The sequence below is a fragment of the Methylobacterium sp. TK26 genome (genome assembly GCF_055361565.1).
On sequence record NZ_CM143965.1, the window covers coordinates 197,632 to 223,215 of the forward strand.

The window sequence follows — 25,584 nt, forward strand, 5'->3', positions numbered from 1 at the left end:
CACGGCGTAGGGCGATCAGGAGGGCTATTGATGGCCGACAACATGTCCGAGGACCTCAAGACAGGGGCGCTCGTCTACCATCGGCTGCCGCAGCCCGGAAAGCTCGAGATCCAGGCGACGAAGCCCCTGGGCAACCAGCGGGACCTCGCGCTCGCCTATTCCCCCGGCGTCGCCGCCGCCTGCATGGCGATCTACGACGACCCGCAGGAGGCCGCGACCCTCACCATCCGCCAGAACCTCGTGGCGGTGCTCTCGAACGGCACGGCCGTGCTGGGCCTCGGCGATATCGGCCCGCTCGCCTCGAAGCCGGTGATGGAGGGCAAGGCCGTCCTGTTCAAGAAGTTCGCCGGCATCGACGTGTTCGACATCGAGGTGAACCAGAAGGACGTCTCCAAGCTCGTGGACGTCGTCTGCGCCCTGGAGCCGACCTTCGGCGGCATCAACCTTGAGGACATCAAGGCGCCGGAATGCTTCGAAGTCGAGGAGCAGTGCCGCGCGCGGATGAACATCCCGGTCTTCCACGACGACCAGCACGGCACGGCGATCATCGTCGCGGCGGCGGTGCTGAACGGGCTCGAACTCGCTGGCAAGAACCTTGAGGACGTCCGCATCGTGACCTCGGGCGCGGGCGCGGCGGCGCTCGCCTGCCTGAACCTGCTCGTGTCGCTGGGCGCCCGGGTCGAGAACATCACGGTCACGGACATCAAGGGCGTGGTCTACAAGGGCCGCCCGGAACTGATGGACCGCTGGAAGGACGTCTACGCGCAGGAGACCGAGAAGCGGACCCTCGCGGAGGTGATCCCCGGCGCCGACGTGTTCATCGGCCTTTCGGCGGGCGGCGTGCTGAAGCCGGAATACCTGCGCGAGATGGCCGAGAAGCCGCTCATCATGGCGCTCGCCAACCCCTACCCGGAGATCATGCCCGACCTCGCCGAGAAGGAGCGGCCGGACGCGATGATCTGCACCGGCCGGTCGGACTTCCCGAACCAGGTCAACAACGTCCTCTGCTTCCCCTACATCTTCCGGGGCGCCCTCGATGTCGGCGCCCACAAGATCAACGAGGAAATGAAGAAGGCCGCCGTGAAGGCGATCGCGGGCCTCGCCCACGAGACGACCTCCGATGTGGTGGCCCGCGCCTATGGCGGCGAGGTCCGGCCCTTCGGCCCGAAATCGCTGATCCCGAGCCCGTTCGATCCGCGCCTCATCCTGCGCATCGCCCCCGCCGTCGCGCAGGCGGCGATGGATTCGGGCGTCGCCGGGCGTCCGCTGGAGGATCTGCAGGCTTACACCGAGAGCCTGGACCGGTTCGTCCACCGCTCCGGCCTCATCATGAAGCCGCTCTTCTCCAAGGCGAAGGAGAACCCGAAGCGGGTGATCTACGCCGAGGGCGAGGACGAGCGCGTGCTGCGCGCCGTGCAGGCCATCGTGGAGGACAGGGTCGCCCTGCCGATCCTCGTCGGCCGCCCGCGCGTGGTGGAGACCCGGCTGAAGCGCTTCGGCCTGTCGATCAAGCTCGGCCGCGACTTCGAACTGATCGATCCCGAGGACGATCCGCGCTACCGCTCCTTCGTCCAGACCTATCTGGACATCGCCGGCCGCAAGGGCATCACCCCCGACGCCGCCCGCACGCTGGTGCGCACCAACAGCACGATCATCGGCGCCGTCGCCGTGCGCCGGGGCGAGGCCGACGCCCTGATCTGCGGCCTCGAAGGCCGGTTCGAGACGCGCCTGCGGATCATCCGCGACGTGATCGGCCTGCAGCCGGGCATCAAGCAACTCGCGGCGATGAGCCTGATCATCACCAACGAGGGTCCGTACTTCCTGACGGACACCCATGTCCGCCAGAACCCGAACGCGGAGGAGATCGCCGAGATCGCCATGGCGAGCGCAGGCCATGTGGCCCGCTTCGGCATCACGCCGAAGATCGCGCTACTCAGCCATTCCGATTTCGGCCAGTCCGATTCGAGTTCGGCGATGAAGATGCGCGAGGCGCTGGCGCTGATCGAGGAGCGCGACCCGAGCCTGCAGGTCGATGGCGAGATGCAGGCGGATTCGGCCCTGTCAGAGACGGTGCGCGACCGGGTCCTGCCGGGCTCGCGGCTCAAGGGCGCGGCCAACGTGCTGGTGTTCCCGAACCTCGACGCAGCCAACATCGCGTTCCAGTTCGCCAAGGTGCTGGCCGATGCCCTGCCGGTCGGCCCGCTGCTCATCGGCCCGGCCAAGCCCGCCCACATCCTCACGCCGTCGGTGACGGCGCGGGGCATCGTCAACGTCACGGCGGCGGCGGTGGTGGAGGCTCAGTCGGTCGATGAGACGCCGAGGGAAGGCGGCGAGGGCGGCGCCGCGATGAGCTCGGACTGATCGCGGCGGGCCAGCGCGGCTGCGAAGTCACGCTGAGCCCCCCGCACCAGGGTGGCGACCTGATCGGCCGAGCGCGGCCCGTCGATGACGAGGCTCGTCAGGATGTCGGTGCGCCGCCTGCGCTGCTTGGCCGTGCGGGAATGGTTCGACAGCCGCAGGTGCCAGGGGCATCCGGGCCTTTGCAGATAAAAGCTGTCGCCGCGCTCGTTCCGCGCGGCGACCACGAACCCCTCGGCCGACAGGAGCCGGGCGGCGAGGTCGAGGGCGGCAAGCGGCGGCAGGACCGCGCTCACGGCCCCGCCGGCTCGATGGTGCCGAGGCTCCGGCGGCCCAGCGCGCGGGCCTTCAGGGCGAGGGCAGGGCGCTCGACGGCGTACCAGGACAGGGCCGCCGCCGGCACCGTGACGAGGAGCGAGGGCAGAAGCAGCGCGAGCCCGGTCTGCGCCGGCCAGAGGGCGTGCAGGGTCTGCTGCACCGGCCAGCCGTAGAGATAGATCCCATAGGAGAGATCGGCCGGCGGGTCGAAGAGCCGGAAGGCCAGCGGCCCCAGCGCCAGCCAGATGGCGGCGTAGGCGCTGCCGAGGAACAGCAGGGCCGGGTAGGCGGGCGTCCGCGCCAGCACGAACAGGGCGACGCCCAGGCACAGCATCGCCGGGGCGGCGAGGCGCAGCTTGTCCCGCCAGAGATAGAGGCACGCCCCGGCGGTGAAGATCATCGGCAGGCGGAGCGCCGTCTCGACACCCTTCGCCAGCTCGTCGCCGTGCAGGGCGACCTCCACGGACAGGGCGAGGGCGAGGCCGAAGCAGAGCAGCGTCGCGATCCAGCGCCGCCGCAGCAACCCGCTCAGGCCGGCGGCGAACACGCCGCAATAGCAGAGCACCTCGTATTTCAGCGTCCACACCGTGCCTAGGGGCGAGCGGTAGGGGTTGCCCTCGAACACGCCCGGCAGGGCGGCGTTGCTCTTGAAGCTCACGAGCGTGTTGCGCACGAAGGACCAGAGGCCCGGATCGCGCCAGTACTCGCCGGCCGGCAGGCGGGTCATCGCCGTGCCGAGGGCGAGGGAGACGACCAGCGTCGCCGCGATCAGTCCCGGCAGGATGCGCAGGGTCCGCGCCAGGGCGTAGTCGCGCAGGCCGCGCCGGTCGCAACTCATGGTCACGAGGAACCCGGAGACGGCGAAGAAGCCGTTCACCGCATGCTCGCCGAGGGTGTAACCGGTGGCCTTGGCCAGGGGCTCGTCGGCGCCGATGCCGGTGGCGACGCTGAACGCGTGCGACACGACGACGGCGAGCGCCAGGATCAGGCGCAGGCCGGTGAAGCCGTTGGGCTTGCGCGCCAGCGCTTCCGCGATGGTCGGGGCGGCGCTCACGACAGGCCCTCCCGGGCCAGGGCCGCACGGCCGCGCCACGCCGCATAGGCGCCGGCCACGGAGCCGCCGTAGCGCTCGAATCCGGCCCTCCGGAAGACCAGGGCCGAGAGGGCGGCCTTGGGCAGGTTGACGATCATCGTGGTGAGGCTCGGATCCGGCAGGCCGTATTTGCGGCTCACATAGGCCCGCGACCAGGCCTGATGCCAGCGCGACCGGAACGCGCGGCCCGGCTCCGGCGCCGAGGATCGCCCCCGCCCGTGGAGCGCGACCGCCCCATGGACATGGACGAGTGCACGGCCGGAATCGGCCACCCGGCGGCACAGGTCGTCGTCCTCGTAGAACAGGAAGATCGCCTCGTCGAAGCCGCCGAGCGCCAGGAACAGGTCGCGCCTCACCATGAAGCAGGCGCCCGAGAGGAACGGCGCGCAGGCATCGCCGCCGGGCAGGTCGCGGCGGCCGGACGGGTTGGTGAGGTAGGGGGCGAGGAGCGAGCGCGGCTGGTAGAAGAACCGGCCGTCCAGCTCCACGATGCGGGGGGCGAGGAGCCCGGCATCGGGCCAGTCCCGCGCGGCGGCGAGCAGCGCCTCGGCGGCGCCCGGCGCCAGTTCCACGTCCGGGTTGACGATCAGCACATGGGCGGCGCCCTCGGCGGCCCTCACGCCGATGTTGTTCGCGCGCCCGTAGCCCTCGTTGCGCGCGTTGCGCACCACGCGGGCGCCGGCAGCCTCCGCCACCGCGACGGAACCGTCGCGGCTGGCATTGTCCACGACGATGGCCGGGACACCCTCCCGCCCCAGCGCCGCGAGGCAGGCGGGGAGGGCGTCGGCGCTGTCATGGGCGACGACGATGGCGACGAGATCCGCCATCGCGGCCCCTCACAGCGCCGTCGGGAGCGTCGTCAGGCCTTCTTCTCCGGCAGATTCAGACGGATGTGCAGCTCACGGAGCTGCTTCGCCGTCGCCTCGGAGGGGGCGCCCATCATCAGGTCCTCGGCGCGCTGGTTCATCGGGAACAGCACGACCTCGCGGATATTCGGCTCGTTGCAGAGGAGCATGACGATGCGGTCCACACCCGGCGCGATGCCGCCGTGCGGCGGGGCGCCGAGGCGAAGCGCGTTCAGCATGCCGCCGAACTTGGCTTCCAGCACATCCTTGCCGTAGCCGGCGATGGCGAAGGCCTTCTCCATCACGTCGGGGCGATGGTTCCGGATGGCGCCCGAGGACAGTTCCACGCCGTTGCAGACGATGTCGTACTGGAACGCCTTGATGTCGAGGATCGTCTTGGTCAGTTCGCCGGTCTCGCCATCGGCGGCCAGCTTCTCGACATCGAACTCAAGGAAGTCTTCCCGCTCGATGTTGGGCATCGAGAACGGGTTGTGGGAGAAGTCGACCTTCTTGTCTTCCTCGTTCCACTCGTACATCGGGAAGTCGGTGATCCAGCAGAAGGCGTACTGATCCTTGTCGGACAGGTTCAGCTCGTCGCCGATGCGGATGCGCGCCTTGCCGGCGAGCCCGGCGGCCTTGGCCTCGACGCCGGCCGAGAAGAACACGGCGTCGCCCGCCTTCACCTTGGCCTTCTCGGCGATGATCGCCTGGACCGGGGCCGGGATGAACTTGGCGATCGGGCCCTTGCCGACGAGCGTGCCGCCCTCGTCCTCGAACACGACGTAGCCCAGGCCCGGCGCCCCTTCGGAGCGGGCCCATTCGTTGAGCTTGTCGAAGAACGAGCGCGGCTGGCCGCCGGCCCCCGGCGCGGGGATCGCGCGGACGACGCCGCCCGACTTGATCGCGCCCTTGAACGCCTTGAACTCCACGTCGTCGCGGGCGAACTCGTCGGTCACGTCGGCGATGAGGAGGGGATTGCGCAGATCCGGCTTGTCGACGCCGTACTTCAGCATGGCGTCGGCATAGGTGATGCGCGGGAATTCCTTCGTGACGCGCTTGCCCTCGGCGAACTCCTCGAACACACCGCGCAGCACCGGCTCCACGGCCTGGAACACGTCCTCCTGCGTGACGAAGCTCATCTCGATATCGAGCTGGTAGAACTCGCCGGGGGAGCGGTCGGCGCGGGCATCCTCGTCGCGGAAGCAGGGCGCGATCTGGAAGTAGCGGTCGAAGCCCGCGATCATCGTCAGCTGCTTGAACTGCTGCGGCGCCTGCGGGAGCGCGTAGAACTTGCCGGGATGGACGCGGGACGGGACGAGGTAGTCGCGCGCGCCCTCCGGCGAGGAGGCCGTGAGGATCGGCGTCTGGAATTCGAAGAACCCGCCTTCGCGCATCCGGCGGCGGAGGGAGTCGATGATCGCGCCGCGCTTCATGATGTTGGCGTGAAGCTTCTCCCGGCGCAGGTCGAGGAAGCGGTACTTGAGGCGCGTCTCCTCCGGGTACTCGACATCGCCGAACACCGGCAGCGGCAGTTCGCCCGCCGGGCCGAGCACTTCGAGCTCATCGATATAGACCTCGACCGCGCCGGTCGGCAGTTCCGCGTTCTCCGTGCCGGCGGGACGGGTGCGCACCCGGCCATCGATGCGGACCACCCATTCGGAGCGCACGGCCTCGGCGGCGGCGAAGGCCTTCGAATCCGAATCCACCACGCATTGCGTCACGCCGTAATGGTCGCGCAGGTCCACGAACAGCACGCCGCCGTGATCGCGGACGCGATGGCACCAGCCGGAGAGGCGGACGGTCTGCCCGACTTCGGACGGGCGCAATGCCCCGCAGGTATGGGTACGGTAACGGTGCATGACGGTTTCTTCTCAGGGGAGGCCGGCACCATTCACGCGAGTGCCTTCAAGTCAAGCGCGACGTCGGGAAGCCGGCTCCGCGCCCGCCCGCCGCCGCCCCGCAGGGAGCGCGCCGGCTCCGTTAACCGAGCTGGCCGGGTAACGCGCGGAAAATGCGACAAGTCCCGGCGAAATAGACCGGGGAGCCTCAAGCCGCCTCCCCAACCCGTTGAGGCTTGCGTATAGCCGAGTCATGGATCTGATCACCGACACCGCCGAACTGCGCGACGTCTGCACGCGGCTGGCCGCGCAGCCTTTCGTGACCGTCGATACCGAGTTCATGCGGGAGACGACCTACTATCCCAAGTTGTGCCTCATCCAGATGGCCGCGCCGGACGGCAGCGCCGTCCTGGTGGATCCCCTGGCGCCGGGCATCGACTTGCAGCCCTTCGTGGATCTGATGTCCGACGAAGGGGTGGTGAAGGTGTTCCACTCCGCCCGGCAGGATCTGGAGATCGTCTGGATGCTGGGGCGCACCCTGCCGCATCCGTTCTTCGACACCCAGGTCGCGGCGATGGTCTGCGGCTACGGCGATTCGGTCTCCTACGAGCAGCTGGTCAACGATGTGGCCAAGGCCAAGATCGACAAGTCCTCGCGCTTCACGGACTGGTCGCGGCGGCCGCTCTCCGAGGCGCAGCTTGCCTATGCCCTCTCGGACGTGACGCACCTCGTGAAGATCTACGAGGCGCTGGTAGCGGAACTGCTCCGCACCGACCGCGGCGCGTGGCTCGATGAGGAGATGGGGGTTCTCACCTCTCCGGAGACCTATCAGGCCGATCCGCAACAGGCCTGGCGCCGCCTCGCCGGACGGATGCGCAAGCCCCGCGAGATCGCCGTGCTGATGGAAGTCGCCGCGTGGCGGGAGCGGGAGGCACAGTCGCGCAACGTCCCGCGCGGGCGCGTGCTGAAGGACGAGGCGGTGATCGACGTGGCCTCGGCCGCGCCGCGCAGCGTCGAGGCGCTGGGGCGCCTGCGCACGATCCCCGCCGGCTTCGAGCGCTCGCGCACGGGGGCCGACATCCTGTCCGCCGTCGAGCGTGGCCTCGCGAGCGACCCGACCGTCATCGCCATGCCCGAGCGCATCCGCCGCTCCGGCGGCAACGGGGCCCTGGTGGAGCTGCTGAAGGTGCTCCTGAAGGCCGTGTGCGAGGCGGAGGGCGTCGCGCCTAAGATCATCGCGACGGTGGACGATCTCGAAGCCCTCGCGGACGACGACGCCGCCGAAGTGCCGGTGCTGCAGGGCTGGCGGCGGACGCTGTTCGGGGACAAGGCACTGGCGCTCAAGCACGGGCGGCTCGCCCTTTCGGCGCGCGGCAACCGCATCGTCGTCCACGATCTCGACACGCCCGTCGCCTGACAGATCGCAGGAACCTCGCGGGAAGCCGGTGACAGAACGCCTCGCCGGGATTAAATGGCAACGGGATTGCCGCTTTTCCCTGGCGCTGCTTTGCGTATGTCCGAGCCCGAGGACGGTCCGAACATCCATACCGGACGCGGCGTGGTCATCGCGGAGGGCTGCGAGTCCGTGCGCGTGCGCTACCGGATCGTCGTCGAGTCGCGCTCCGGCGGCCTGATGGTCCACGGCACGCTCACCGGGCGCCATGCCGGCCTCTGGCCGATCTGGCTGGAGCCCGACGCGCAGCTGCGGCTGAAGAGCGGACGCAGCTTCGCCATATCCGTCACCGACCTCATCGGCGACGTGGCCGAATTCGAGTCGACCGGCCCGGTCCCCGAACTCTGATTCTTAAATTTTTAGCAGTTCGCGCGCCGCGTCCACCCGTCGCGGGCGCTATCCCTTTGCCGAATTTCCCCGGCCCGGACGGGTGGATCATGCGGCAGGACGGCGCAATCCCCACGATCCGCTCGCGGCCCGCTACGTAGGCACCGTCGCCCCGCTCTGCCGGCTCTCCCGCACTGCGATACCGGTACCGCCGATGCCTCTTAAAGCGGCCGAGCTTTACTGACTTTCCACTATGCCGCGCCGGGACAAGAGACTTTTCCACTTTCCACGAAACCCAAACGCCTCCGGTCGACCATGGCATCACCGATTCAAATTCGTTTTGAACGCGGTGCAATATGAATTTGTGCGCGGCAGCAACTAAGCCGTTTTCACATCTATGAAACCATCCGCGGCCTCACCGGGCGAACCGGCCCCAAACTCCGTGTTGACGGCGCTCAAAAATCTCTTAAGGTCCGTCTCAGCTTCGGTTTCGAGGAGGCCGCCTAAGGGGATGGGCAGCCTCTGGCCGGAGATCTGATAAAGATCTCCGTCACCCACTCGCCCGCTATCGAGGCTCTATCCCTGTCGCGAAAGAGTCAGGTTGCAGTTCTTCTGGCATTGCCCCCGTGGCATGCTCGGAGACTTACTAATGACTTGTCGGAGGAATCCATGAGAGCGGTACATCTCCTTGCCCTGGGGGCAGGCGTTGCGGCCGTCGCCACGCCGGCGCTTGCCAACGAAAGCGTTCTGAAGGGCATTGCCAACCCTGCTGAGCAGGTCCTGCAGACGGTCGACTATGCGAACACGCGCTTCTCGAAGCTCGACCAGATCACCAAGGACAACGTGAAGAACCTCCAGGTCGCCTGGACGTTCTCGACCGGCGTCCTGCGCGGCCACGAGGGCGCTCCGCTCGTCGTCGGCAACATCATGTACGTGCACACGCCGTTCCCGAACATCGTGTACGCCCTGGATCTGGACCACGACGCCAAGATCATCTGGAAGTACGAGCCGAAGCAGGATCCGTCCGTGATCCCGGTCATGTGCTGTGACACGGTCAACCGTGGTCTCGCCTACGCCGACGGCACCATCATCCTCCACCAGGCCGACACCACCGTCGTCTCGCTCGACGCCAAGACCGGCAAGGTGAACTGGTCCGTCAAGAACGGCGACCCGTCCAAGGGCGCGACCAACACCGCCACCGTCCTTCCGGTGAAGGACAAGGTCATCGTCGGCATCTCCGGCGGCGAGTTCGGCGTGCAGTGCCACGTCACCGCCTACGATCTGAAGACCGGCAAGCTGGCCTGGCGCGGCTTCTCGGAAGGCCCGGATGACCAGATCCTGGTCGACCCCGAGAAGACCACCGAGCTCGGCAAGCCCGTCGGCAAGGACTCTTCGCTGAAGACCTGGGAAGGCGATCAGTGGAAGACCGGCGGCGGCTGCACCTGGGGTTGGTTCTCCTACGATCCCAAGCTGAACCTCGTGTACTACGGCTCGGGCAACCCCTCGACCTGGAACCCGAAGCAGCGTCCGGGCGACAACAAGTGGTCCATGACCATTTGGGCGCGTAACCCGGATACCGGTGTCGCCAAGTGGGTCTACCAGATGACCCCCCACGACGAGTGGGACTTCGACGGCATCAACGAGATGATCCTCACGGATCAGAAGATCGACGGCAAGGATCAGCCGCTCCTGACCCACTTCGACCGTAACGGCTTCGGCTACACGCTGAACCGCGACACCGGCGCCCTCCTGGTCGCCGAGAAGTTCGACCCGGTGGTGAACTGGGCTTCGAAGGTCGACATGGACAAGGGCTCCAAGACCTACGGCCGTCCGCTCGTCGTGGCGAAGTACTCGACCGAGCAGAACGGTGAGGACGTGAACTCCAAGGGCATCTGCCCGGCGGCCCTCGGCACCAAGGACCAGCAGCCCGCTGCCTTCTCGCCGAAGACCAACCTGTTCTACGTGCCCACCAACCACGTCTGCATGGACTACGAGCCGTTCCGGGTGACCTACACCCCGGGCCAGCCCTACGTCGGTGCGACCCTCTCGATGTACCCGGCTCCGAATTCCCACGGCGGCATGGGTAACTTCATCGCTTGGGACGGCGTGAACGGTAAGATCAAGTGGTCGAACCCCGAGCAGTTCTCGGTGTGGTCGGGTGCTCTCGCCACCGCCGGTGACGTGGTGTTCTACGGAACCCTGGAAGGCTACATCAAGGCTGTCGACGACAAGTCCGGTAAGGAGCTCTGGAAGTTCAAGACTCCGTCGGGCATCATCGGCAACGTGATGACCTACCAGCACAAGGGCAAGCAGTACGTGGGCGTCCTCTCGGGCGTCGGCGGCTGGGCTGGCATCGGCCTCGCGGCCGGCCTGACTGACCCGAACGCCGGCCTCGGCGCGGTGGGTGGCTACGCGGCTCTGTCGCAGTACACCAACCTCGGCGGCCAGCTGACCGTCTTCGCTCTGCCGAACTAATCGGCCGCAGTGAACATCTAAACATCGGTGCCGGCGCGGGCTTCCGCGCCGGCATCCTTTTGATTAGAAGTGGTTCAAGAGGTCTCTGCTCGAAGGGAGACGGAAAGACCTCATTCAGGGAGAAGCGCACGTTGCTGCACCTCAGCACTTTCATCACGCGGCCGGTACTGGCCGCCCTCGCCCTAGCGACCGTCTCTGCGGTCGCCGTACATGCTGAGGATGCCAAGCCGGATCCGGCACTCGCCAACTCGATCAACAAGGACGACAAGACGGCTGAAAGCGAGCCGGAGCTTCTGAAGAAGGACGCCGCGGTCAAGGTCGACGATGGTAAGTACATCGACGCCGACGGCCACCCGACCTTCCACATCACCGACAACGGTAAGAAGCTCGACTGGTACAGCTACTCCGGCTACCGCCGCTATCACGCCGAGTGCCACGTCTGCCACGGCCCGGATGGCATGGGTTCGACCTACGCCCCCGCGCTCAAGGATTCGCTGAAGCACCTCTCCTATGAGGAGTTCATCGGCATCCTGGTCGGCGGCAAGCAGGACATCAATGCCGCCGAACAGAAGGTCATGCCGGCCTTCGGCGACAACAAGAACGTCATGTGCTACTCGGACGACCTCTACGTCTACCTGAAGGCTCGCGCCGCAGGTGCCATCGGCCGTATCCGGCCGAGCGACCACGAGGACAAGCCCCCGGCAGCCAAGAAGGCCGAGAAGGAGTGCATGGGCTTCTAATGGCCCGTGCCCCCCAGCTTGCGATCCTCTGCGCCCTGTCGATGACGGTGGCGCAGGGGGCCGTCGCACAGCATCTGCCGGACACCGTCACGACCGACGTGCTCCGCGTCTGCGGCGACCCCGGCAACATGCCGTTCTCCGAGCGCCAGGAAGACGGCTTCGAGAACAAGATCGCCGCGATCATCGCGGACGAGTTGAAGGTCAAGGTCCGCTACTACTGGCTGACCCAGGGTCCGGGCTTCGTCCGCAACACCCTCGGCACCGGCCTGTGCGATGTGGTGATCGGGCAAGCCTTCGGCAGCGACCTCGTCCAGACGACGAACCCCTATTACCGCTCCACCTACACCCTCGTGACCCGCAAGGGTGAGTTCGACGGCGCCACCGCGCTGGACGACCCGCGCCTGAAGGGCAAGAAGATCGGCGTCATCGCCGGTACGCCGCCCGTGAACCGCATGGGCGACCTCGGGCTCGTCTCGGCCATGAAGGCGTACTCGCCCTACGCCTTGGATCCCAAGCGGAAATTCCAGACCGTCTCGGCCGAGGTGATCGCGGATCTCGCGGCCAAGGACATCGACGCCGCCGTTCTGTGGGGTCCGGCCGCCGGCTGGCTCGCGAAGCAGAGCGGCATTGAGATGACGGTCACGCCCCTGCTGAAGGAGCCGGAGCGCCCGCCGATGGCCTACCGGATCGCCATGGGTGTGCGTCTCGGCGAGAACGACTGGAAGCGCGCCCTCAACACCGCCCTGCGCAAGCGCAGCGCGGATATCGAGAAGGTTCTGCGTGACTACGACGTGCCGCTTCTCGACCAGGACGAGAACAAGCTGATCACGCCGGGCGAGCGCTGAGTTCGCCCTCCGCGCCGCGCAGGGGAGGGGGCGCTACCGCCCCTTCCAATCCGGCGCGCGCTTGCCCAGGAAGGCTTCCATCCCCTCGCGGAAATCCTGGCTCATGTAGCACATGAGGATCAGGTCATCGCCCGGCCGTGCCTCGCCCTCGGCGCCGGCTTCTTCCTCCGCGAGGCGGCGCAGCCCTTCCTTCGTGGCCTGCATCGTCAGCGGCGCGTGGCCGGTGAGCAGGGTCGCGAGGGCTTCGGCACGCTCGTTGAGCGCGTGCAGATCGTCCACGACTTCGCCGACGAGGCCGATCGCGAGGGCTTCGTCCGCGCCGACGAGGCGGGCGGTGAAGATGATGTCCTTCACCCGCGCCGGGCCGATCAGGTTCGACAACCGCTTGAGGTTGCCCTGGCTGAGGCAATTGCCCAGCGTCCGGGCGATGGGGAAACCGAACCGCGCGTCGCGGGTGGCGATCCGCAGGTCGCAGGCCGCCGCGATGGCGGCGCCGCCGCCCGTGCAGGCCCCGGCGATGGCCGCGATGGTCGGCACGCGCAGCCGCTCCAGGCCGCCGAGCACCTGATCCATGAAGCGCTCGTAGCCGAGCGCATCCTCCGCCGTCGCGAAGCTGCGGAACTGCGCGATGTCGGTGCCGGCGGCGAAGGCCTTCTCGCCCGCGCCGGTGATGATGAGCGCCTTCACGGACGGGTCCGCCGCGATGTCCTCGCAGCAGGCGATCAGCCCGCGATACATCGCGAAGGTGAGGGCGTTGCGGGCCTGGGGCCGGTTCAGGACGATGCGGGCGATGCCGGCCTCGTCCTTGGTGAACAGCAACTCGTCGGTCGGGGCGTGAGCGTTCATCGGGGCCTCCGCGCAGCCGGGATCAGGCGAGGGTTTCGCGCACGATGCCGCGGGCGATCAGGTCGTCGATCGCGGCATCATCGTAGCCCGCTTCCGCCAGGATGGCACGGGAATGCTGGCCGAGGAGCGGCGCCGGCCCGTGGACGCGGCCGGGCGTCTCCGAGAACTTCACCGGCAGGCCGAGGGTCTTCATCCGCCCGACGCGGGCATGCTCGACCTCCACCACCATCTCGCGGGCCAATGTCTGCGGATCGCGGTGCATGGCGTTCACGTCGAGCACCGGCCCGGCCGGTACGCCCTCGGCTTCGAGGCGGGCGAGCCAGTCTCCCGAACTGCGCTCGCGGAAGGCGGGGGCCAGGGTTGCGGCCAAAGTCTCGCGATTGGCCATCCGGTCGCGGTTCAGGGCGAAGCGGGGATCCTCCGCGAGGGTTTCCATACCGACCGCCTTCAGCATCCGCAGCCAATTGGTCTGGTTGGCCGCGCCGATGGTGATCCAGCCATCGGCCGTCTCGAACGCCTCGTAGGGCGCGTTCAGCGGGTGGGCCGAACCCATCGGGCCTGGCGCCGTACCGGTCGCCATGGCGATGGCCGATTGCCAGTAGGTGTGCGTGATGCCCGCCTCGAACAGCGAGGTGTCCACCACCTGGCCCTGACCGGTCTTGAGCCGGCGCGTATAGGCGGCGATCACGCCCATCGCGGCGAGGATGCCGGCGGTGATGTCGGTGACGGGCGGCCCGCACTTCATTGGCGGACGGCCCGGCCCTTCGCCGGTCACGGACATGAGGCCGCTCATGCCCTGGGCCACGAGGTCGAACCCCGCCCGGTCGGCATAGGGGCCGCTGCGGCCGAAGCCGGACAGCGAGCAATAGACGAGGCCGGGGAAATCCTGGCGCAGGCTCTCGTAGCCGAGTCCGAGGCGCTCCATCGTGCCCGCGCGGTAATTCTCAATCAGCGCATCGGCATTCCCGAGGAGCCGCCGCAGGACGGCGACGCCCTCAGGCGTCTTGAGATCGAGGCTGAGGCCGCGCTTACCCCGGTTCATCATCATGTAGGCGGCGCTCTCGCCGTCCAGGGCCGGCGGGACCGTGCGGCGGGTGTCGTCACCGTCGAGCTTTTCGACCTTGATGACCTCCGCGCCCATGTCCGCGAGCATCAGCCCGCAGACCGGCCCGGCCATGATATGCGCGAGCTCGATCACCCGCATCCCGGCGAGCGGCCCGTGCCGCTCCATCGTCGCGACGGCCATCGGATCACTCTCCCGCAGGGACGCTGGCGACCCGCCCGGTGGGCTCGACCGGGGGATCCACGAACTCGCGCTCGGGATGCATCGTGAAGGCCAGGGCCGCGCCCAGCAGGCAGAGGCCGATGGAGCCGATGAAGGGCAGCGTCCAGCTTCCCGTGCGATCCACGATGAAGCCGAACACGATCGGGGACACGATGGCGGCCAGCGCTGAGCCGGTGTTCATCAGGCCGCTCGCCGTGCCGGCATATTTCGGCGCGATGTCCATGGGCACCGACCAGATCGGGCCGATCACCAGTTCGGCGAAGAAGAAGCCGGAGGAGAGCAGCAGGGCGACGTAGGTGAGGTCGCGGGTGAAGAACACGCCGGTCAGGCTCGCCGCCGCGCCGAGGAAACCGATGACGATCACCGACAGGCGGGCGAGCTTCACGTTCCCGGTGACGTGGCCGATCTTGTCGCTGGCGATACCGCCGACCGTGTCGCCGACCACGCCGGCAAAGAATACGCCGGAGGCGAACAGGGCCGAGTTCTTCAAGTCGAGCCCGTAGCTCTCCTTGAAGAAGGTCGGCAGCCAGCCGAGGAACAGCCACAGGGTCCAGCCGTAGCAGAAATAGGTGATCGACACCGGCAGCATCCGCCGGGTGAGGGCGCCCCACGGCACGCTCTGGCGGACACCGACCACGCGCGGCGCGGGCAGGGTGTCCAGCTCGGCCTGGGTGATGTCCGGATGGTCCGAGGGATCGTCGCGGAAGTAGAGATACCAGATCACCACCCAGACGAGGCTCACGCCGCCGAGGACGAAGAAGCTCACGCGCCAGCCGAAATGGTAGATCAGGAAGGCGACGATGGGCGGGGCGACGGCATTGCCGAACCGCGCGAAGGCGTGGGTGATGCCCTGCGCGAAGCCGCGCTTGCCCGGCGCCGTCCAGTTCTGCATGGCGCGGGTGGCGGTGGGGAACGTCGCGCCCTCGCCGAAGCCGAGGAGCACGCGGGCGAGGAACAGGCTCACGAGGCCGCCGACAAAGCCGGTGAGGATTGTCGCGATCGCCCAGATGATGCCGCAGATCATCAGGGTCCGCCGGGCGCCGAACTTGTCGCCCACCGAGCCGCCGATGACCTGGAAGATCGCGTAGGGATAGGCGAAGGCGGAGAGCATCAGCCCGAACTCGGTCTTCGACATGCCGAGGTCGTGCATCATCACCGTGCCGGCCGTCGCCAGGTTCACCCTGTCGAGGTAGGTGATGAAATACATCAGGCAGAGCAGGCCGAGCACGCCATTGGTGGCGCTCACGCGCTTCATCATCGCCTTCCCCTCCCTGGCGGCGCCGGGAGCTTGCTGCCCCTCGTGCCCGCACGGTGCCTCGGCCTCGCGGCCTGACACTTCGATTAATACGTTATTCAATCCGGTCTTGGCGCCTTTGGCAACAGCCTATGATCATAAAGCGCTCATGGCCCCCAAAAGCGAACGGGGGCCGTGCGGCCCCCGTCCTCGTGGTGATGTTGACGCTGTTCAGGCCGTGGCGGGCCGGAGCTTGGTGGTCTCTTCGGCCGGGGCCGAGAGCGCCTTGCCGCGCGGGCCGACCCAGGAGCCCACCCAGTTGCGCTGCCACAGGGCGAGGCAGCCGAGCACCACCGCCGCGAAGACGGCGTAGATGACGAAGCCGGTGGCGAAGTGCCCGGTATATTGCTTCGACAGACCCATGACGTTCGGCAGGATCGCGCCGCCGAGGGCACCGACCTCGCCGATCATCGAGCCGGCCACGGCCGTGTTGTTCGGCCAGCGCAGGGGCACGAGCTGGAACAGCGCGCCGTTCCCCGCGCCCAAAGCGGCGAAGCAGAACATGAACAGGATGGTCGTCATGGCGAGCGACGGGTTCGCCGTCAGCGCCAGGAAGGCCGCCACCGCCGCAAGCAGCACCACCGAGAGTACCGCCACGCCGCCGAGCTTGTCGGCGAAGTAGCCGCCGACGATGCGGATGCCCGAGCCCATCAGCGCCGCGAGCATCGTGAGACGCCCGGCCTCGACCTTCGTCACCGAGAACTGCTCGTAGAAGAAGGTCGGCAGGAAGTTCGACAGGCCGATGAAGCCGCCGAAGGTGATGACGTAGATCAGCGAGAAGGCCCAGCCGTCCTTCGTGAACAGGCAGGAGACGTGCTCCTTGAAGGACTGGCCGTGCAGGTCCGGCGGCTCCTTCGCGAGGATGATCATCACCACCAGGGGGATGAGCATCACGACGCCCGCGAAGCCGTAGACGGCCTGCCAGCCGTACATCTGCGCCAGCGGCGGGGCGAACAGCACCGCGAGCACGGTGCCGGAATTGCCGGCTCCCGCGATGCCCATGGCGAGGCCCTTGTGCTCCGGCGGGAACCAGCCCGAGCCCAGCGACAGCGCCACGCCGAACGACGCGCCGGCAATGCCGAGCAGCACGCCCATGGCGAGGACGTCGTTGTAGGAGGAGACCGCGAAGAAGCCGTAGGCCATCGCCAGGACGATGACACCCATTTCGGTGATCGCGGCGTTCTTCCGGCCGATATACTGGGCCAGCACGCCGAGCGGGAAGCGCATGATCGCGCCGGCCAGGATCGGCAGGGAGATCATGAAGCCGGTCTGCGCCGGGGTGAGCTTGTAGGTTTCGGTGATGAACGGGCCCATCGCGCCGTTCAGAACCCAGATCGCGAAGCAGAAATCGAAGTAGAGGAAAGCGGCAAACAATGTCGGGGGGTGGCCCGACTTCATCACGGTCTTGAAGCTCGCCATGGGTGAGGTGCTCGTCAGAGTTTGCGAGCCGCGACGCGGCCGCACATGCCGGGGATCCGGACTCACACCGTCCGCTCTGCGGAGCGCCGTTGCTCCGCGTGCCGCGCCTAAGCCGGCAGGGTGGGTCATGCAGGAGCTGTGCCAGCCGCCTCGGACGGCGTATTGGGGTGCGACTCCAAGCTGTGCCGCGCAACGAGGCAGGGGTGACGCGCAAACGGGCGCGTGAGCAAATTCAGTCGCAATTGATGGGATTAACTTGCTGCATGCGTGCAACAGCCTCGCGGAAAGCCCGGCGGCAAGTCATACGCGGGTCCGGTATGGCATGGCCGCGCTTGGCGGCGCCTGGCGGCTTTTGTAGATCTCGTTGAAGCTTGACCGGATGACGCGCGGCCGACTCCGTCCGTGATGCGCCTTCGTCTTTCAGGAAGACCCACGATGTCCGCCCCGATTCGCCTTCTGCTCCTCGCCGGCCTCGCCGTCTGCGCGGCGGCCGCGCCCGCCCTGGCGCAAACCCGCACCGCTCTCGCCGATCCCGATGCCGACCGGCTCTTCCAGGACCAGAATGGCGCCTACTACCTGAAGCGAGGCGACCGCTACGTTCCGTATTCCGGCCGCGTCGAGTTCGGCCGCGCGGTCCTCGACCGTCAGGCCGCCGCCGCCGTGCCGGCGCTCGCCCCGGCTCCGGCCCCGGCGATGCAGCCGCCGGCCTCCCGGCAGGCCGCCCTGGTCCAGCCGGAGGCGTCCGGCGATCCGGCGCTCTCGCCAATCGAGGCCGCGAAGGCCAAGGCCGTGCTGCGCACGCCCGACAACGGCCCGATCGACTACGCGAAGGCCTACGGCCCGATCGAGGACGACGTGTATCCCGTCCGCGCCTTCGACTACAAGAAGATGAGCCCGGCCTACCTCCGCCAGGAGATCGCCTATAACGGCCCCTACGAGCCGGGCACGATCATCGTGGACCCGCGCGCCCACCAGCTGACCCTGGTGCAGGAGGGCGGCCGTGCCCGCCGCTACGGCGTCGGCGTGGGCAAGCAGGGCTTCTCGTGGTCGGGCACGGCCACCGTCAACTCGAAGCAGGCGTGGCCGGATTGGTACCCGCCGAAGGAGATGATCGCCCGCAGCCCGAAGCTGGCGAGCGAGGTCGACAAGCTCCAGAGCGGGCTCGGCGTCTCCGGCGGCCTGCGCAACCCGCTCGGCGCCCGCGCCATGTATCTCTGGCAGGGCAACAAGGACACGCTGTTCCGCATCCATGGCACGCTGGAGCCCTTCTCCATCGGCAAGAGCGTGTCCTCGGGCTGCATCCGCATGATCAACCAGGACGCCATCGACCTGTTCAGCCGCGTCAACGTCGGCTCGAAGGTGGTGGTGCTGAACTGATCGCGCTTGCTCAGCGCGCGAGGTCGGCGACCAGCGCGTTGAGCACCGGAGCCCCGGCGGCGGTCGCGGCGATGCGGCCGTCGGGCTTGGCGGTGAGCAAGCCGTCGCCGACCAGAGCGGCGATTCGCGCGGGGTCGATGGGCCGCCCGCCGAGGGCGGCGTAGCGGGCGGGGTCGATCCCCTCCGACAGGCGCAGGCCCATCACGAGGAATTCGTCGGCCTGGGCCGGGGCCGCGAGGTGTTCGGTCTCCGCGATTCCGTGGCCGTCCGCCTCGACACGGGCGAGCCACGCTTCGGGGCCGCGCTCGGTGACGGTGCCGATGCGCCCCTCCGGCGTCACGAGGCGCCCATGGGCGCCGGGCCCGATCCCGGCATATTCGCCGTAGCGCCAATAGAGCAGGTTGTGCCGCGCCTCGGCGCCGGGCCGGGCGTGGTTCGAGATCTCGTAGGCCGGCAGGCCCGCCGCCTCGCAGACCTCCTGCGTCACGTCGTAGAGGGCGCGGGACACGTCCTCGTCGGGCGTCACCAGCTTGCCGGCGGCGGCGAGGCCGTAGAACGGCGTGCCGGGCTCGATGGTGAGCTGGTAGAGCGACAGGTGCTCCGCCGCCCGCGCGATGGCCTCGGACAGTTCGGCGCGCCACGCCGCCGGGCTCTGGTTCGGCCGCGCATAGATCAGGTCGAAGGAGGTCCGCGTGAAGGTGGTCTGCGCCACCTTGATCGCGGCGAAGGCTTCCTGCGCGTTGTGCAGGCGGCCGAGGGTCTTCAGCGAGGCATCGTCCAGCGCCTGCACGCCGAGGGAAACGCGGTTCACCCCCGCCGTCCGGTAGCCCCGGAAGCGCCCGGCCTCGACGCTCGACGGGTTGGCCTCCAGCGTCACTTCGGCCCCCGGCGCGACGCGCCAATGCCCGGCGATGGCATCGAGCAGCCCCGCCACGGTCTCCGGCTTCATCAGAGAGGGCGTGCCGCCGCCGAGGAAGATGCTCGTGACCTCCCGCCCCGGCACGCGGGCGGCGACATGGGCCATCTCCGCGCGGAAGGCCGCGAGGAAACGGGCTTCATCGACGCCGGCATGGCGGACGTGGCTGTTGAAGTCGCAATACGGGCACTTCGCCGCGCAGAAGGGCCAGTGCAGGTACACCCCGAACCCCGCATCGCGGGTGGGGTGGTCCGGGATCGCGGCGGTCAAGTCCGCTCCGTCGGGGCGAGGCATTCGCGGGCGAGGTCCACGAAGGCCCGCGCCCGGTGGGACAAGCCCTTGCCCGATTGCCAATCGACGCCGTGCTTCTCCTCGGCGCTCATCTCGCCGAAGGTCCGCTCATGGCCCTCCGGCCGGAACAGCGGATCGTAGCCGAAGCCGGCCGTGCCGCGCGGCTCCACGAGGTCGCCGAACACCCGGCCCTCGAACAGCTCGGTATGGCCATCGGGCCACGCCAGGACGAGGGCCGACACGAAATGTGCCTTACGATTCGCGGCGCCGCGCGTGTCGAGTTCGGAGAAGATCCGGGCCATGGCGCCGGAGAAGTCCTTGGTCGGCCCGGCCCAGCGGGCGGAGAAGATGCCCGGCGCGCCGTCCAGCGCATCGACGCAGAGGCCGGAATCGTCGGCGAAGGCCGGCAGGCCTGTGGCCTTGGTCGCCGCATGGGCCTTGATCGCCGCGTTCTCGGCGAACATCGTCCCGGTCTCATCGGGCTCGGGCAGGCCGAGTTCGCCCGCCGAAACGGCCTCGATGCCGAAGGGCGCCAGAAGCTCGCGCATCTCCACGAGCTTGCCCGCGTTGTGGGTGGCGATCACCACCTTGCCGGTCAGGCGGCGCCTCACGCGATGGCCTCCTTCTGCAGCGCGACGAGGCGCTCGGTGCCGAGGCGGGCGAGGCGGAGCAATTCCAGAAGCTGCGCCTCCGTGAAGGGCTCGGCCTCGGCGGTGCCCTGCACCTCCACGATGCCGCCCTTGCCGGTCAGCACGAAGTTCGCGTCCGTGTCGGCGGCCGAATCCTCCTCGTATTCGAGGTCGAGGACCGGCATCCCCCTGTAGATGCCGCAGGATACGGCGGCGACGTGATCGCGCAGCGGATCGACGGAGATGATCGAGCGGGTGCGCATCCAGGCGAAGCAATCGTGCAGGGCCACCCAGGCGCCGGTGATGGCGGCGGTGCGGGTGCCGCCATCGGCCTGGATCACGTCGCAATCCACCGTCACCTGCTTCTCGCCGATGGCCGAGAGGTTCGTGACGGCGCGGAGCGAGCGGCCGATCAGGCGCTGGATCTCCTGCGTGCGGCCGGAGGGCTTGCCGGAATTCACTTCGCGGCGGGTGCGCTCATGGGTCGCTCTCGGCAGCATCGCGTATTCGGCCGTGACCCAGCCCTTGCCGGAGCCGCGCAGCCACGGCGGGGCGCGCTCCTCCAGGGAGGCCGTGCACAGCACCTTGGTGTTGCCGAAGCTGATGAGGCAGGAGCCCTCGGCGTAGCGCGCCACGGCGCGTTCGAGGGTTACGGGCCGCATCGCGTCGGCGGCACGGTTGGATGGCCGCATGCGACACCCTTTCATTGCGAGAAGTGCGGGCCGGGCTCATAGGCTGCACGGCCCCGACGAGCAAGCAGCGGATTGATCCGCGAGCCCAGGGCAGACATGATCGGGAGTCAGGATCCGGCGACCGTGACACATCAGAGCTTCGACATTTCACAAAATCAATCGATGCAGGCCCTGTCTGCCCTCAACGAGCGCGCCAGGGAGATCTTCCGGCAGATCGTCGAGAGCTACCTGACGACGGGAGAGCCGGTGGGCTCGCGCAACCTCGCGCGCATCCTGCCGATGGCGCTCTCCGCCGCCTCGATCCGCAACGTGATGGCGGATCTGGAGCATTCCGGGCTGATCTTCGCGCCCCACACCTCGGCGGGGCGCCTGCCCACCGAGCAGGGCCTGCGCTTCTTCGTGGATGCCATGCTCGAACTGGGCGATGTCGGGCAGGACGAGAAGGACCGGATCGAGGGCCAGATGCGGGCGGTCGCCTCGCGCCACACCTTCGAATCGGCGCTGACGGAGGCGTCGAGCCTGCTGTCGGGCGTGTCGCGGGGGGCCGGCGTGGTGCTCACCACGAAGGCCAATGCGAGCCTGAAGCATATCGAGTTCGTGCGGCTCGACCCCGCCCGCGCCCTGGTGGTGCTGGTCTCGGACGACGGCACCGTCGAGAACCGCCTGCTCGACCTGCCCCCCGGCCTGCCGGCCGGAGCCCTGCAGGAGGCGACGAACTACCTCAACGCCCGTCTCGCAGGGCGAACCCTCGGCGTGCTGCGCGCGGAGATCGAGGTGGGGCGCCTCGCGAAGAAGCGAGAGCTGGACGAACTCACCGAGCGGCTGGTGGATGCGGGCCTCGCGACCCCGGTCGGGCCCTCGGAGGCGCGGCAGCTCATCGTGCGCGGGCAAGCCAACCTGCTGGACGACCTGCGCGCGGCCGAAGACCTGGAGCGCATCCGGCTGCTGTTCAACGATCTCGAGACGCAGAAGGACGTGATCGACCTCCTCGCCCGCGCCGAGCAGGGGGAGGGGGTGCGGATCTTCATCGGCTCCGAAAACAAATTGTTCTCGCTCTCGGGCTCCTCGCTCATCGCGGCGCCGTTCCGCGACGGGTCGCAGAAGATCGTCGGCGTGGTCGGCGTCATCGGCCCGACGCGGCTGAACTATGCCCGCATCGTGCCGATGGTGGATTACACCGCCCGCGTCGTCTCGAAGCTTCTCGACGGCGGGCGGTGATCGTTCGCCCGCTCAGGCGGGGATCACGTCCACGATCTCGTAGGTGTCGGGATCGATGATGACGATGTCGTCGCGCACGAGGATGAAGTCGTAGCCCTCGTAATCCGGCACCAGCTCGACGATGGCCGGCGGCAGGCGGTGCAGCCGCACCGAACGCGGGATCGCCGTGCCGACGCTCAGCGCGAAGTTCACGCTGTCGAGGCGCGAGATGCCGCCCCGCAGGATCGACTGGCGGAACTCCGTGCGCCGCCCGGTATCGAGGCGGGAATACCCGCCGCGCACCGCACCGCCATCACGACCGCCACGGGCGCCCGGCCCCCGCTCGGCACCGCGCCGCTCGCCGGCCGCACCCGGACCGTTCCGGCCATCGGGACCGCCGCGCTCGGCCGCACCGTTGCGCTCGCCGGGTCCGCCACGCTCGCCGCGCTCTCCACGCTCGCCGGGGCCACCGCGCTCTCCGCGCTCTCCGCGCTCGCCGCGCTCGCCGCGCTCGCCGGGGCCACCACGCTCACCGGGACCGCCGCGTTCCGCGCCGCCGCCGGCCGCCGGGCCGCGCCCGCCGCCTTCACCGCCGCGCATCCCGGCACCGCCGCCCGCGCCACCCGGACCCGCCGCGCCCGGTCCACCCGCACCGGGGCCGCCGCTCGCGCCGCCACCCGGGCCGCCACCGCCGCCCGGACCGGCCGCCGCGCCCCCGGCGCCGCCCGCGCCAGCACCACCGCCCCCTCCGGCCCCGCCACCGGGTCCGCCCTGGGCGAAGGCCGTCGTCGCGCCCGCCATGATGACCGCCGCGGCCACCGTGCTGCGAAGAATCCTGTTCATGTGCCGTCCACCGTCCCAGAGGGCGCGCCCTCCGGACGCTCGACCCGGGCCGGAACGGGGACGGAATCGAAACCGTTCCGGCATCGTTCGTCCAAGGCTGGTGACAAGCCGCCGCGTCTCGCACACGCGAACGTGAGGAAGTCTTGCGGGCAGGGGTTGGGGCTGTAACGTCCGCGCACGCCAGAGAAGCCGGCGCAGTGTCGGCCCAGCGAGTCCCGGAGACGCCATGTCCGCACCTCCCGTTGACCGTATCAACATCACGTCGGAGGTCCACGATGCCGCCGACCGGCGCCGCCGCATCATGGCGATCGTCGGCTCCTCCTCGGGCAATCTGGTCGAGTGGTACGACTTCTACTGCTACGCCTTCTTCGCCCTCTACTTCGCCCCGGCCTTCTTCCCGAAGGGCGATTCCACCAGCCAGCTCCTGCAGACGGCAGGCATCTTCGCGGTGGGCTTCTTCATGCGCCCGGTGGGCGGCTGGCTGTTCGGGCGCATCGGCGACCGGGTGGGCCGGCGGACCTCGATGGTCATCTCCGTGCTGATGATGTGCTTCGGCTCGCTGCTGATCGGCATCCTGCCGACTTACGACACCGTAGGCACCCTGGCGCCGGTCCTGCTGCTGCTGGCGCGGATGCTCCAGGGCCTCTCGGTCGGCGGCGAGTACGGCACGTCGGCCACCTATATGAGCGAGGTCGCGATCAAGGGGCGGCGCGGGTTCTTCGCCTCGTTCCAGTACGTCACGCTGATCGGCGGGCAGCTGCTCGCCTCCCTGGTGCTGGTCGGCCTGCAGGCCGTCATGACGAGCGCGGAACTGACGGCCTATGGCTGGCGCATCCCGTTCTTCATCGGCGCGGGCCTCGCGGTCGTGGCGCTCTACCTCCGGCGCTCGCTGGCCGAGACCAAGGAAGCCGGCGACAAGGAGAATGCCGGCACCTTCAGCGAGCTGTTCAAGCACTGGCGGGCGTTCTGCGTCGTCCTGGCCTACACGGCCGGTGGCAGCCTGAGCTTCTACACCTTCACGACGTACATGCAGAAGTATCTCGTCAACACCGCCGGCATGCCGAAGACATCGGCCTCACAGGTCATGACCTGGGTTCTGCTGGTCTACATGCTGATCCAGCCGATCTTCGGCGCTCTGTCGGACAAGATCGGCCGCAAGGCCAACATGATCCTCTACAGCGGCCTCGGCATGCTGATGGTGGTGCCGATCATGTCGTTCCTGCACACCAACAAGGACCCCTACCTCGCCTTCGCGATGATCACCCTCGGCCTGTCGGTGATCTCGTTCTACACGGGCATCAGCGGCATCGTGAAAGCGGAGCTGTTCCCGACCAACGTCCGGGCGCTGGGCGTCGGCCTGTCCTACGCCCTCGCCAACGCGATGTTCGGCGGCACCGCCGAATACGTGGCGCTGTGGTTCAAGGATGCGGGGATCGAGACGACCTTCTTCTGGTACGTGACGATCATGCTGGCGATCGCCTTCATCGCCTCGCTCATCATGCCGAACCCGAAGGTTCACGGCTATCTCGATGGCGCGGGCACGGTGGAAGAGGCGCTGGGCAAGAAGAAGAAGAAGGCGGGCCTCGCCGCCGCCTGAACGAAAAAGGGGCGGGCCTCGCGGCCCGCCCCCTTTCGCTTGTCGAGGACCGGACCTCAGTCCTGATCGATCTGCTTGCCGATGATGGCGATGGCCTTCTCGTAGACCTGGGCGGCGTTCCAGCCCTGGAGGGCCGCGAAGTTCGGCTCGCCCGGCTGGTAGCCGGCGCCGCGCTGCCAGCCATGCGCCTTCAGGAAGTTCGCCGTGGAGGAGAGCGCCGCGCCGACATTGTTGAGGTCGCCGCCGGTGCCGTAGTTCAGCACGTTCTTCGGCAGGAACTGGGTGTGGCCGATCTCGCCGTGGGCGGCGCCGCGGGTGCCGGCCGAGATGATGCCCCGGTCGATCAGGGTGAGGGCGGCGCGGAGCTGATCGGTGAAGTATTCCGAGCGGCGGCAATCGTAGGCGAGGGTCGCGACGGCCGAGAGCGTATTCACGTTGCCCTTCACGGCGCCGAAGCCGGTCTCCATGCCCCAGATCGCCAGCAGCGGGCCCGGCGGCACGCCGTAGCGCTGCTCGATGGAATCGAACAGGGCGGCGTTGGTGCGCTTCAGGGCGCGGCCGCGCTTCACAATGGTCGTGGCGCCGCGCTTGGCCATGAACTGGTCGAGGGAGAGCTTGAAGCTGTGCTGCCCCCGGTCGGCCGAGATGGTGGCGGTGGAATAGCTGGTGCCGGCGAGGGCATCGAGGCTTTCGGCGCTGGCGCGGCCCCGGTTCTCGGCGATGAACTCGCGCTTCCAGGTCTCGAACCCGGCCGAATTGTTGCCGCACTGGGCGGCCTGCGCCTCGGTGAGGGCGCCGCCGAGCAGGCTGAGCGCCGCGACGGCGAGGCTGAAGTGACGCATGCGTGCAGCCACGTGGAACTCCTGAAATCCCGGCCGGGGCGAATGGTCCGCCCGGCAATATCGT

Annotated in this window: 22 protein-coding genes; 9 read left to right on the plus strand and 13 right to left on the minus strand. The window is 68.5% G+C overall.

The features are described 5' to 3' along the window. The first annotated feature begins 30 nt into the window (after nucleotides 1-30). Nucleotides 31-2,361: an NADP-dependent malic enzyme gene (locus ACXJ1Y_RS00955; protein WP_463848330.1), complete on the plus strand. Its 2,331-nt coding sequence runs from the start codon at nucleotides 31-33 to the stop codon at nucleotides 2,359-2,361. Here ACXJ1Y_RS00955 and ACXJ1Y_RS00960 read toward each other — a convergent pair. From ACXJ1Y_RS00960 to aspS, 4 genes are read right to left on the minus strand one after another with little or no spacing between them, the layout of a single operon-like run. Further along, nucleotides 2,298-2,654 carry a hypothetical protein gene (locus tag ACXJ1Y_RS00960; RefSeq protein WP_463848331.1) on the minus strand — a complete coding sequence of 119 codons (357 nt, stop codon included), beginning with the start codon at nucleotides 2,652-2,654 and terminating at the stop codon, nucleotides 2,298-2,300. The genes ACXJ1Y_RS00955 and ACXJ1Y_RS00960 overlap by 64 nt on opposite strands. Then, nucleotides 2,651-3,730: an acyltransferase family protein gene (locus ACXJ1Y_RS00965; RefSeq protein ID WP_463848332.1), complete on the minus strand. Its 1,080-nt coding sequence runs from the start codon at nucleotides 3,728-3,730 to the stop codon at nucleotides 2,651-2,653. Before ACXJ1Y_RS00965 ends, ACXJ1Y_RS00960 begins: the two co-directional genes overlap by 4 nt. Then, nucleotides 3,727-4,596: a glycosyltransferase family 2 protein gene (locus tag ACXJ1Y_RS00970; RefSeq protein WP_463848333.1), complete on the minus strand. Its 870-nt coding sequence runs from the start codon at nucleotides 4,594-4,596 to the stop codon at nucleotides 3,727-3,729. Before ACXJ1Y_RS00970 ends, ACXJ1Y_RS00965 begins: the two co-directional genes overlap by 4 nt. A 32-nt stretch (nucleotides 4,597-4,628) precedes the next feature. Beyond that, nucleotides 4,629-6,473, minus strand: a complete 1,845-nt coding sequence (aspS, locus tag ACXJ1Y_RS00975) for an aspartate--tRNA ligase (RefSeq protein WP_463848334.1) — start codon at nucleotides 6,471-6,473, stop codon at nucleotides 4,629-4,631. Nucleotides 6,474-6,705: 232 nt separating this feature from the next. Here aspS and rnd point away from each other — a divergent pair, with 232 nt between their 5' ends. The 5 genes from rnd (at nucleotide 6,706) to xoxJ (ending at nucleotide 12,292) form a co-directional block, all read left to right on the plus strand. Next, on the plus strand, nucleotides 6,706-7,869 hold the full coding sequence (gene rnd, locus ACXJ1Y_RS00980; protein ID WP_463848335.1) for a ribonuclease D: 1,164 nt from the start codon (nucleotides 6,706-6,708) through the stop codon (nucleotides 7,867-7,869). Nucleotides 7,870-7,965: 96 nt separating this feature from the next. Next, nucleotides 7,966-8,253, plus strand: coding sequence for a hypothetical protein (locus ACXJ1Y_RS00985; RefSeq protein ID WP_463848336.1), 288 nt, complete (start codon nucleotides 7,966-7,968; stop codon nucleotides 8,251-8,253). 648 nt (nucleotides 8,254-8,901) lie between these two features. Further along, the gene (xoxF1, locus tag ACXJ1Y_RS00990) at nucleotides 8,902-10,707 is read left to right on the plus strand and encodes a lanthanide-dependent methanol dehydrogenase XoxF1 (protein WP_463848337.1); all 1,806 of its coding nucleotides are present in this window, start codon (nucleotides 8,902-8,904) and stop codon (nucleotides 10,705-10,707) included. A 131-nt stretch (nucleotides 10,708-10,838) separates the two neighbouring features. Beyond that, nucleotides 10,839-11,447 (plus strand): c-type cytochrome, methanol metabolism-related, encoded by a 609-nt coding sequence (locus ACXJ1Y_RS00995; RefSeq protein WP_463848338.1) that lies wholly within the window; start codon nucleotides 10,839-10,841, stop codon nucleotides 11,445-11,447. Next, entirely contained in the window at nucleotides 11,447-12,292 is an 846-nt protein-coding gene (gene xoxJ, locus ACXJ1Y_RS01000) for a rare earth element methanol dehydrogenase accessory protein XoxJ (protein ID WP_463848339.1), read from the plus strand. The genes ACXJ1Y_RS00995 and xoxJ overlap by 1 nt, the downstream gene beginning before the upstream one ends. Nucleotides 12,293-12,325: 33 nt before the next feature. On the opposite strand, the gene ACXJ1Y_RS01005 is transcribed toward xoxJ, so the two are convergent. From ACXJ1Y_RS01005 to ACXJ1Y_RS01020, 4 genes are all read right to left on the minus strand, one after another. After that, nucleotides 12,326-13,138, minus strand: coding sequence for an enoyl-CoA hydratase/isomerase family protein (locus ACXJ1Y_RS01005; RefSeq protein WP_463848340.1), 813 nt, complete (start codon nucleotides 13,136-13,138; stop codon nucleotides 12,326-12,328). Between the two features lie 22 nt (nucleotides 13,139-13,160). Further along, entirely contained in the window at nucleotides 13,161-14,369 is a 1,209-nt protein-coding gene (locus ACXJ1Y_RS01010) for a CaiB/BaiF CoA transferase family protein (protein WP_463850004.1), read from the minus strand. A 19-nt stretch (nucleotides 14,370-14,388) separates the two neighbouring features. Then, on the minus strand, nucleotides 14,389-15,681 hold the full coding sequence (locus tag ACXJ1Y_RS01015; protein WP_463848341.1) for an MFS transporter: 1,293 nt from the start codon (nucleotides 15,679-15,681) through the stop codon (nucleotides 14,389-14,391). A 207-nt stretch (nucleotides 15,682-15,888) separates the two neighbouring features. After that, on the minus strand, nucleotides 15,889-17,136 hold the full coding sequence (locus ACXJ1Y_RS01020; protein WP_463848342.1) for an MFS transporter: 1,248 nt from the start codon (nucleotides 17,134-17,136) through the stop codon (nucleotides 15,889-15,891). 435 nt (nucleotides 17,137-17,571) lie between these two features. On the opposite strand from ACXJ1Y_RS01020, the gene ACXJ1Y_RS01025 reads away from it, so the two are divergent. Next, nucleotides 17,572-18,513 (plus strand): L,D-transpeptidase, encoded by a 942-nt coding sequence (locus ACXJ1Y_RS01025; protein ID WP_463848343.1) that lies wholly within the window; start codon nucleotides 17,572-17,574, stop codon nucleotides 18,511-18,513. 10 nt (nucleotides 18,514-18,523) lie between these two features. Here the strand turns inward: ACXJ1Y_RS01025 and hemW are convergent, their stop codons facing one another. The 3 genes from hemW to rph are packed head-to-tail and all read right to left on the minus strand — an operon-like array spanning nucleotide 18,524 to nucleotide 21,041. Then, on the minus strand, nucleotides 18,524-19,699 hold the full coding sequence (gene hemW, locus ACXJ1Y_RS01030; protein WP_463848344.1) for a radical SAM family heme chaperone HemW: 1,176 nt from the start codon (nucleotides 19,697-19,699) through the stop codon (nucleotides 18,524-18,526). Next, the gene (gene rdgB, locus ACXJ1Y_RS01035) at nucleotides 19,696-20,331 is read right to left on the minus strand and encodes an RdgB/HAM1 family non-canonical purine NTP pyrophosphatase (protein ID WP_463848345.1); all 636 of its coding nucleotides are present in this window, start codon (nucleotides 20,329-20,331) and stop codon (nucleotides 19,696-19,698) included. Before rdgB ends, hemW begins: the two co-directional genes overlap by 4 nt. Beyond that, nucleotides 20,328-21,041 (minus strand): ribonuclease PH, encoded by a 714-nt coding sequence (gene rph / locus ACXJ1Y_RS01040; RefSeq protein WP_463848346.1) that lies wholly within the window; start codon nucleotides 21,039-21,041, stop codon nucleotides 20,328-20,330. Before rph ends, rdgB begins: the two co-directional genes overlap by 4 nt. A gap of 162 nt (nucleotides 21,042-21,203) precedes the next feature. Between rph and hrcA the strand changes: the two genes are divergently transcribed. Next, nucleotides 21,204-22,259 (plus strand): heat-inducible transcriptional repressor HrcA, encoded by a 1,056-nt coding sequence (gene hrcA / locus ACXJ1Y_RS01045; RefSeq protein ID WP_463848347.1) that lies wholly within the window; start codon nucleotides 21,204-21,206, stop codon nucleotides 22,257-22,259. A gap of 12 nt (nucleotides 22,260-22,271) precedes the next feature. Here hrcA and ACXJ1Y_RS01050 read toward each other — a convergent pair whose 3' ends face one another. After that, nucleotides 22,272-23,081 carry a DUF1236 domain-containing protein gene (locus ACXJ1Y_RS01050; RefSeq protein WP_463848348.1) on the minus strand — a complete coding sequence of 270 codons (810 nt, stop codon included), beginning with the start codon at nucleotides 23,079-23,081 and terminating at the stop codon, nucleotides 22,272-22,274. 226 nt (nucleotides 23,082-23,307) lie between these two features. Between ACXJ1Y_RS01050 and ACXJ1Y_RS01055 the strand changes: the two genes are divergently transcribed. Next, a complete protein-coding gene (locus ACXJ1Y_RS01055; protein WP_463848349.1) occupies nucleotides 23,308-24,678 on the plus strand; it encodes an MFS family transporter in 1,371 nt (456 codons plus the stop codon). A gap of 56 nt (nucleotides 24,679-24,734) precedes the next feature. Here the strand turns inward: ACXJ1Y_RS01055 and ACXJ1Y_RS01060 are convergent, their stop codons facing one another. Further along, entirely contained in the window at nucleotides 24,735-25,520 is a 786-nt protein-coding gene (locus ACXJ1Y_RS01060; RefSeq protein ID WP_463850005.1) for a lytic murein transglycosylase, read from the minus strand. Between the last annotated feature and the right edge of the window lie 64 nt (nucleotides 25,521-25,584).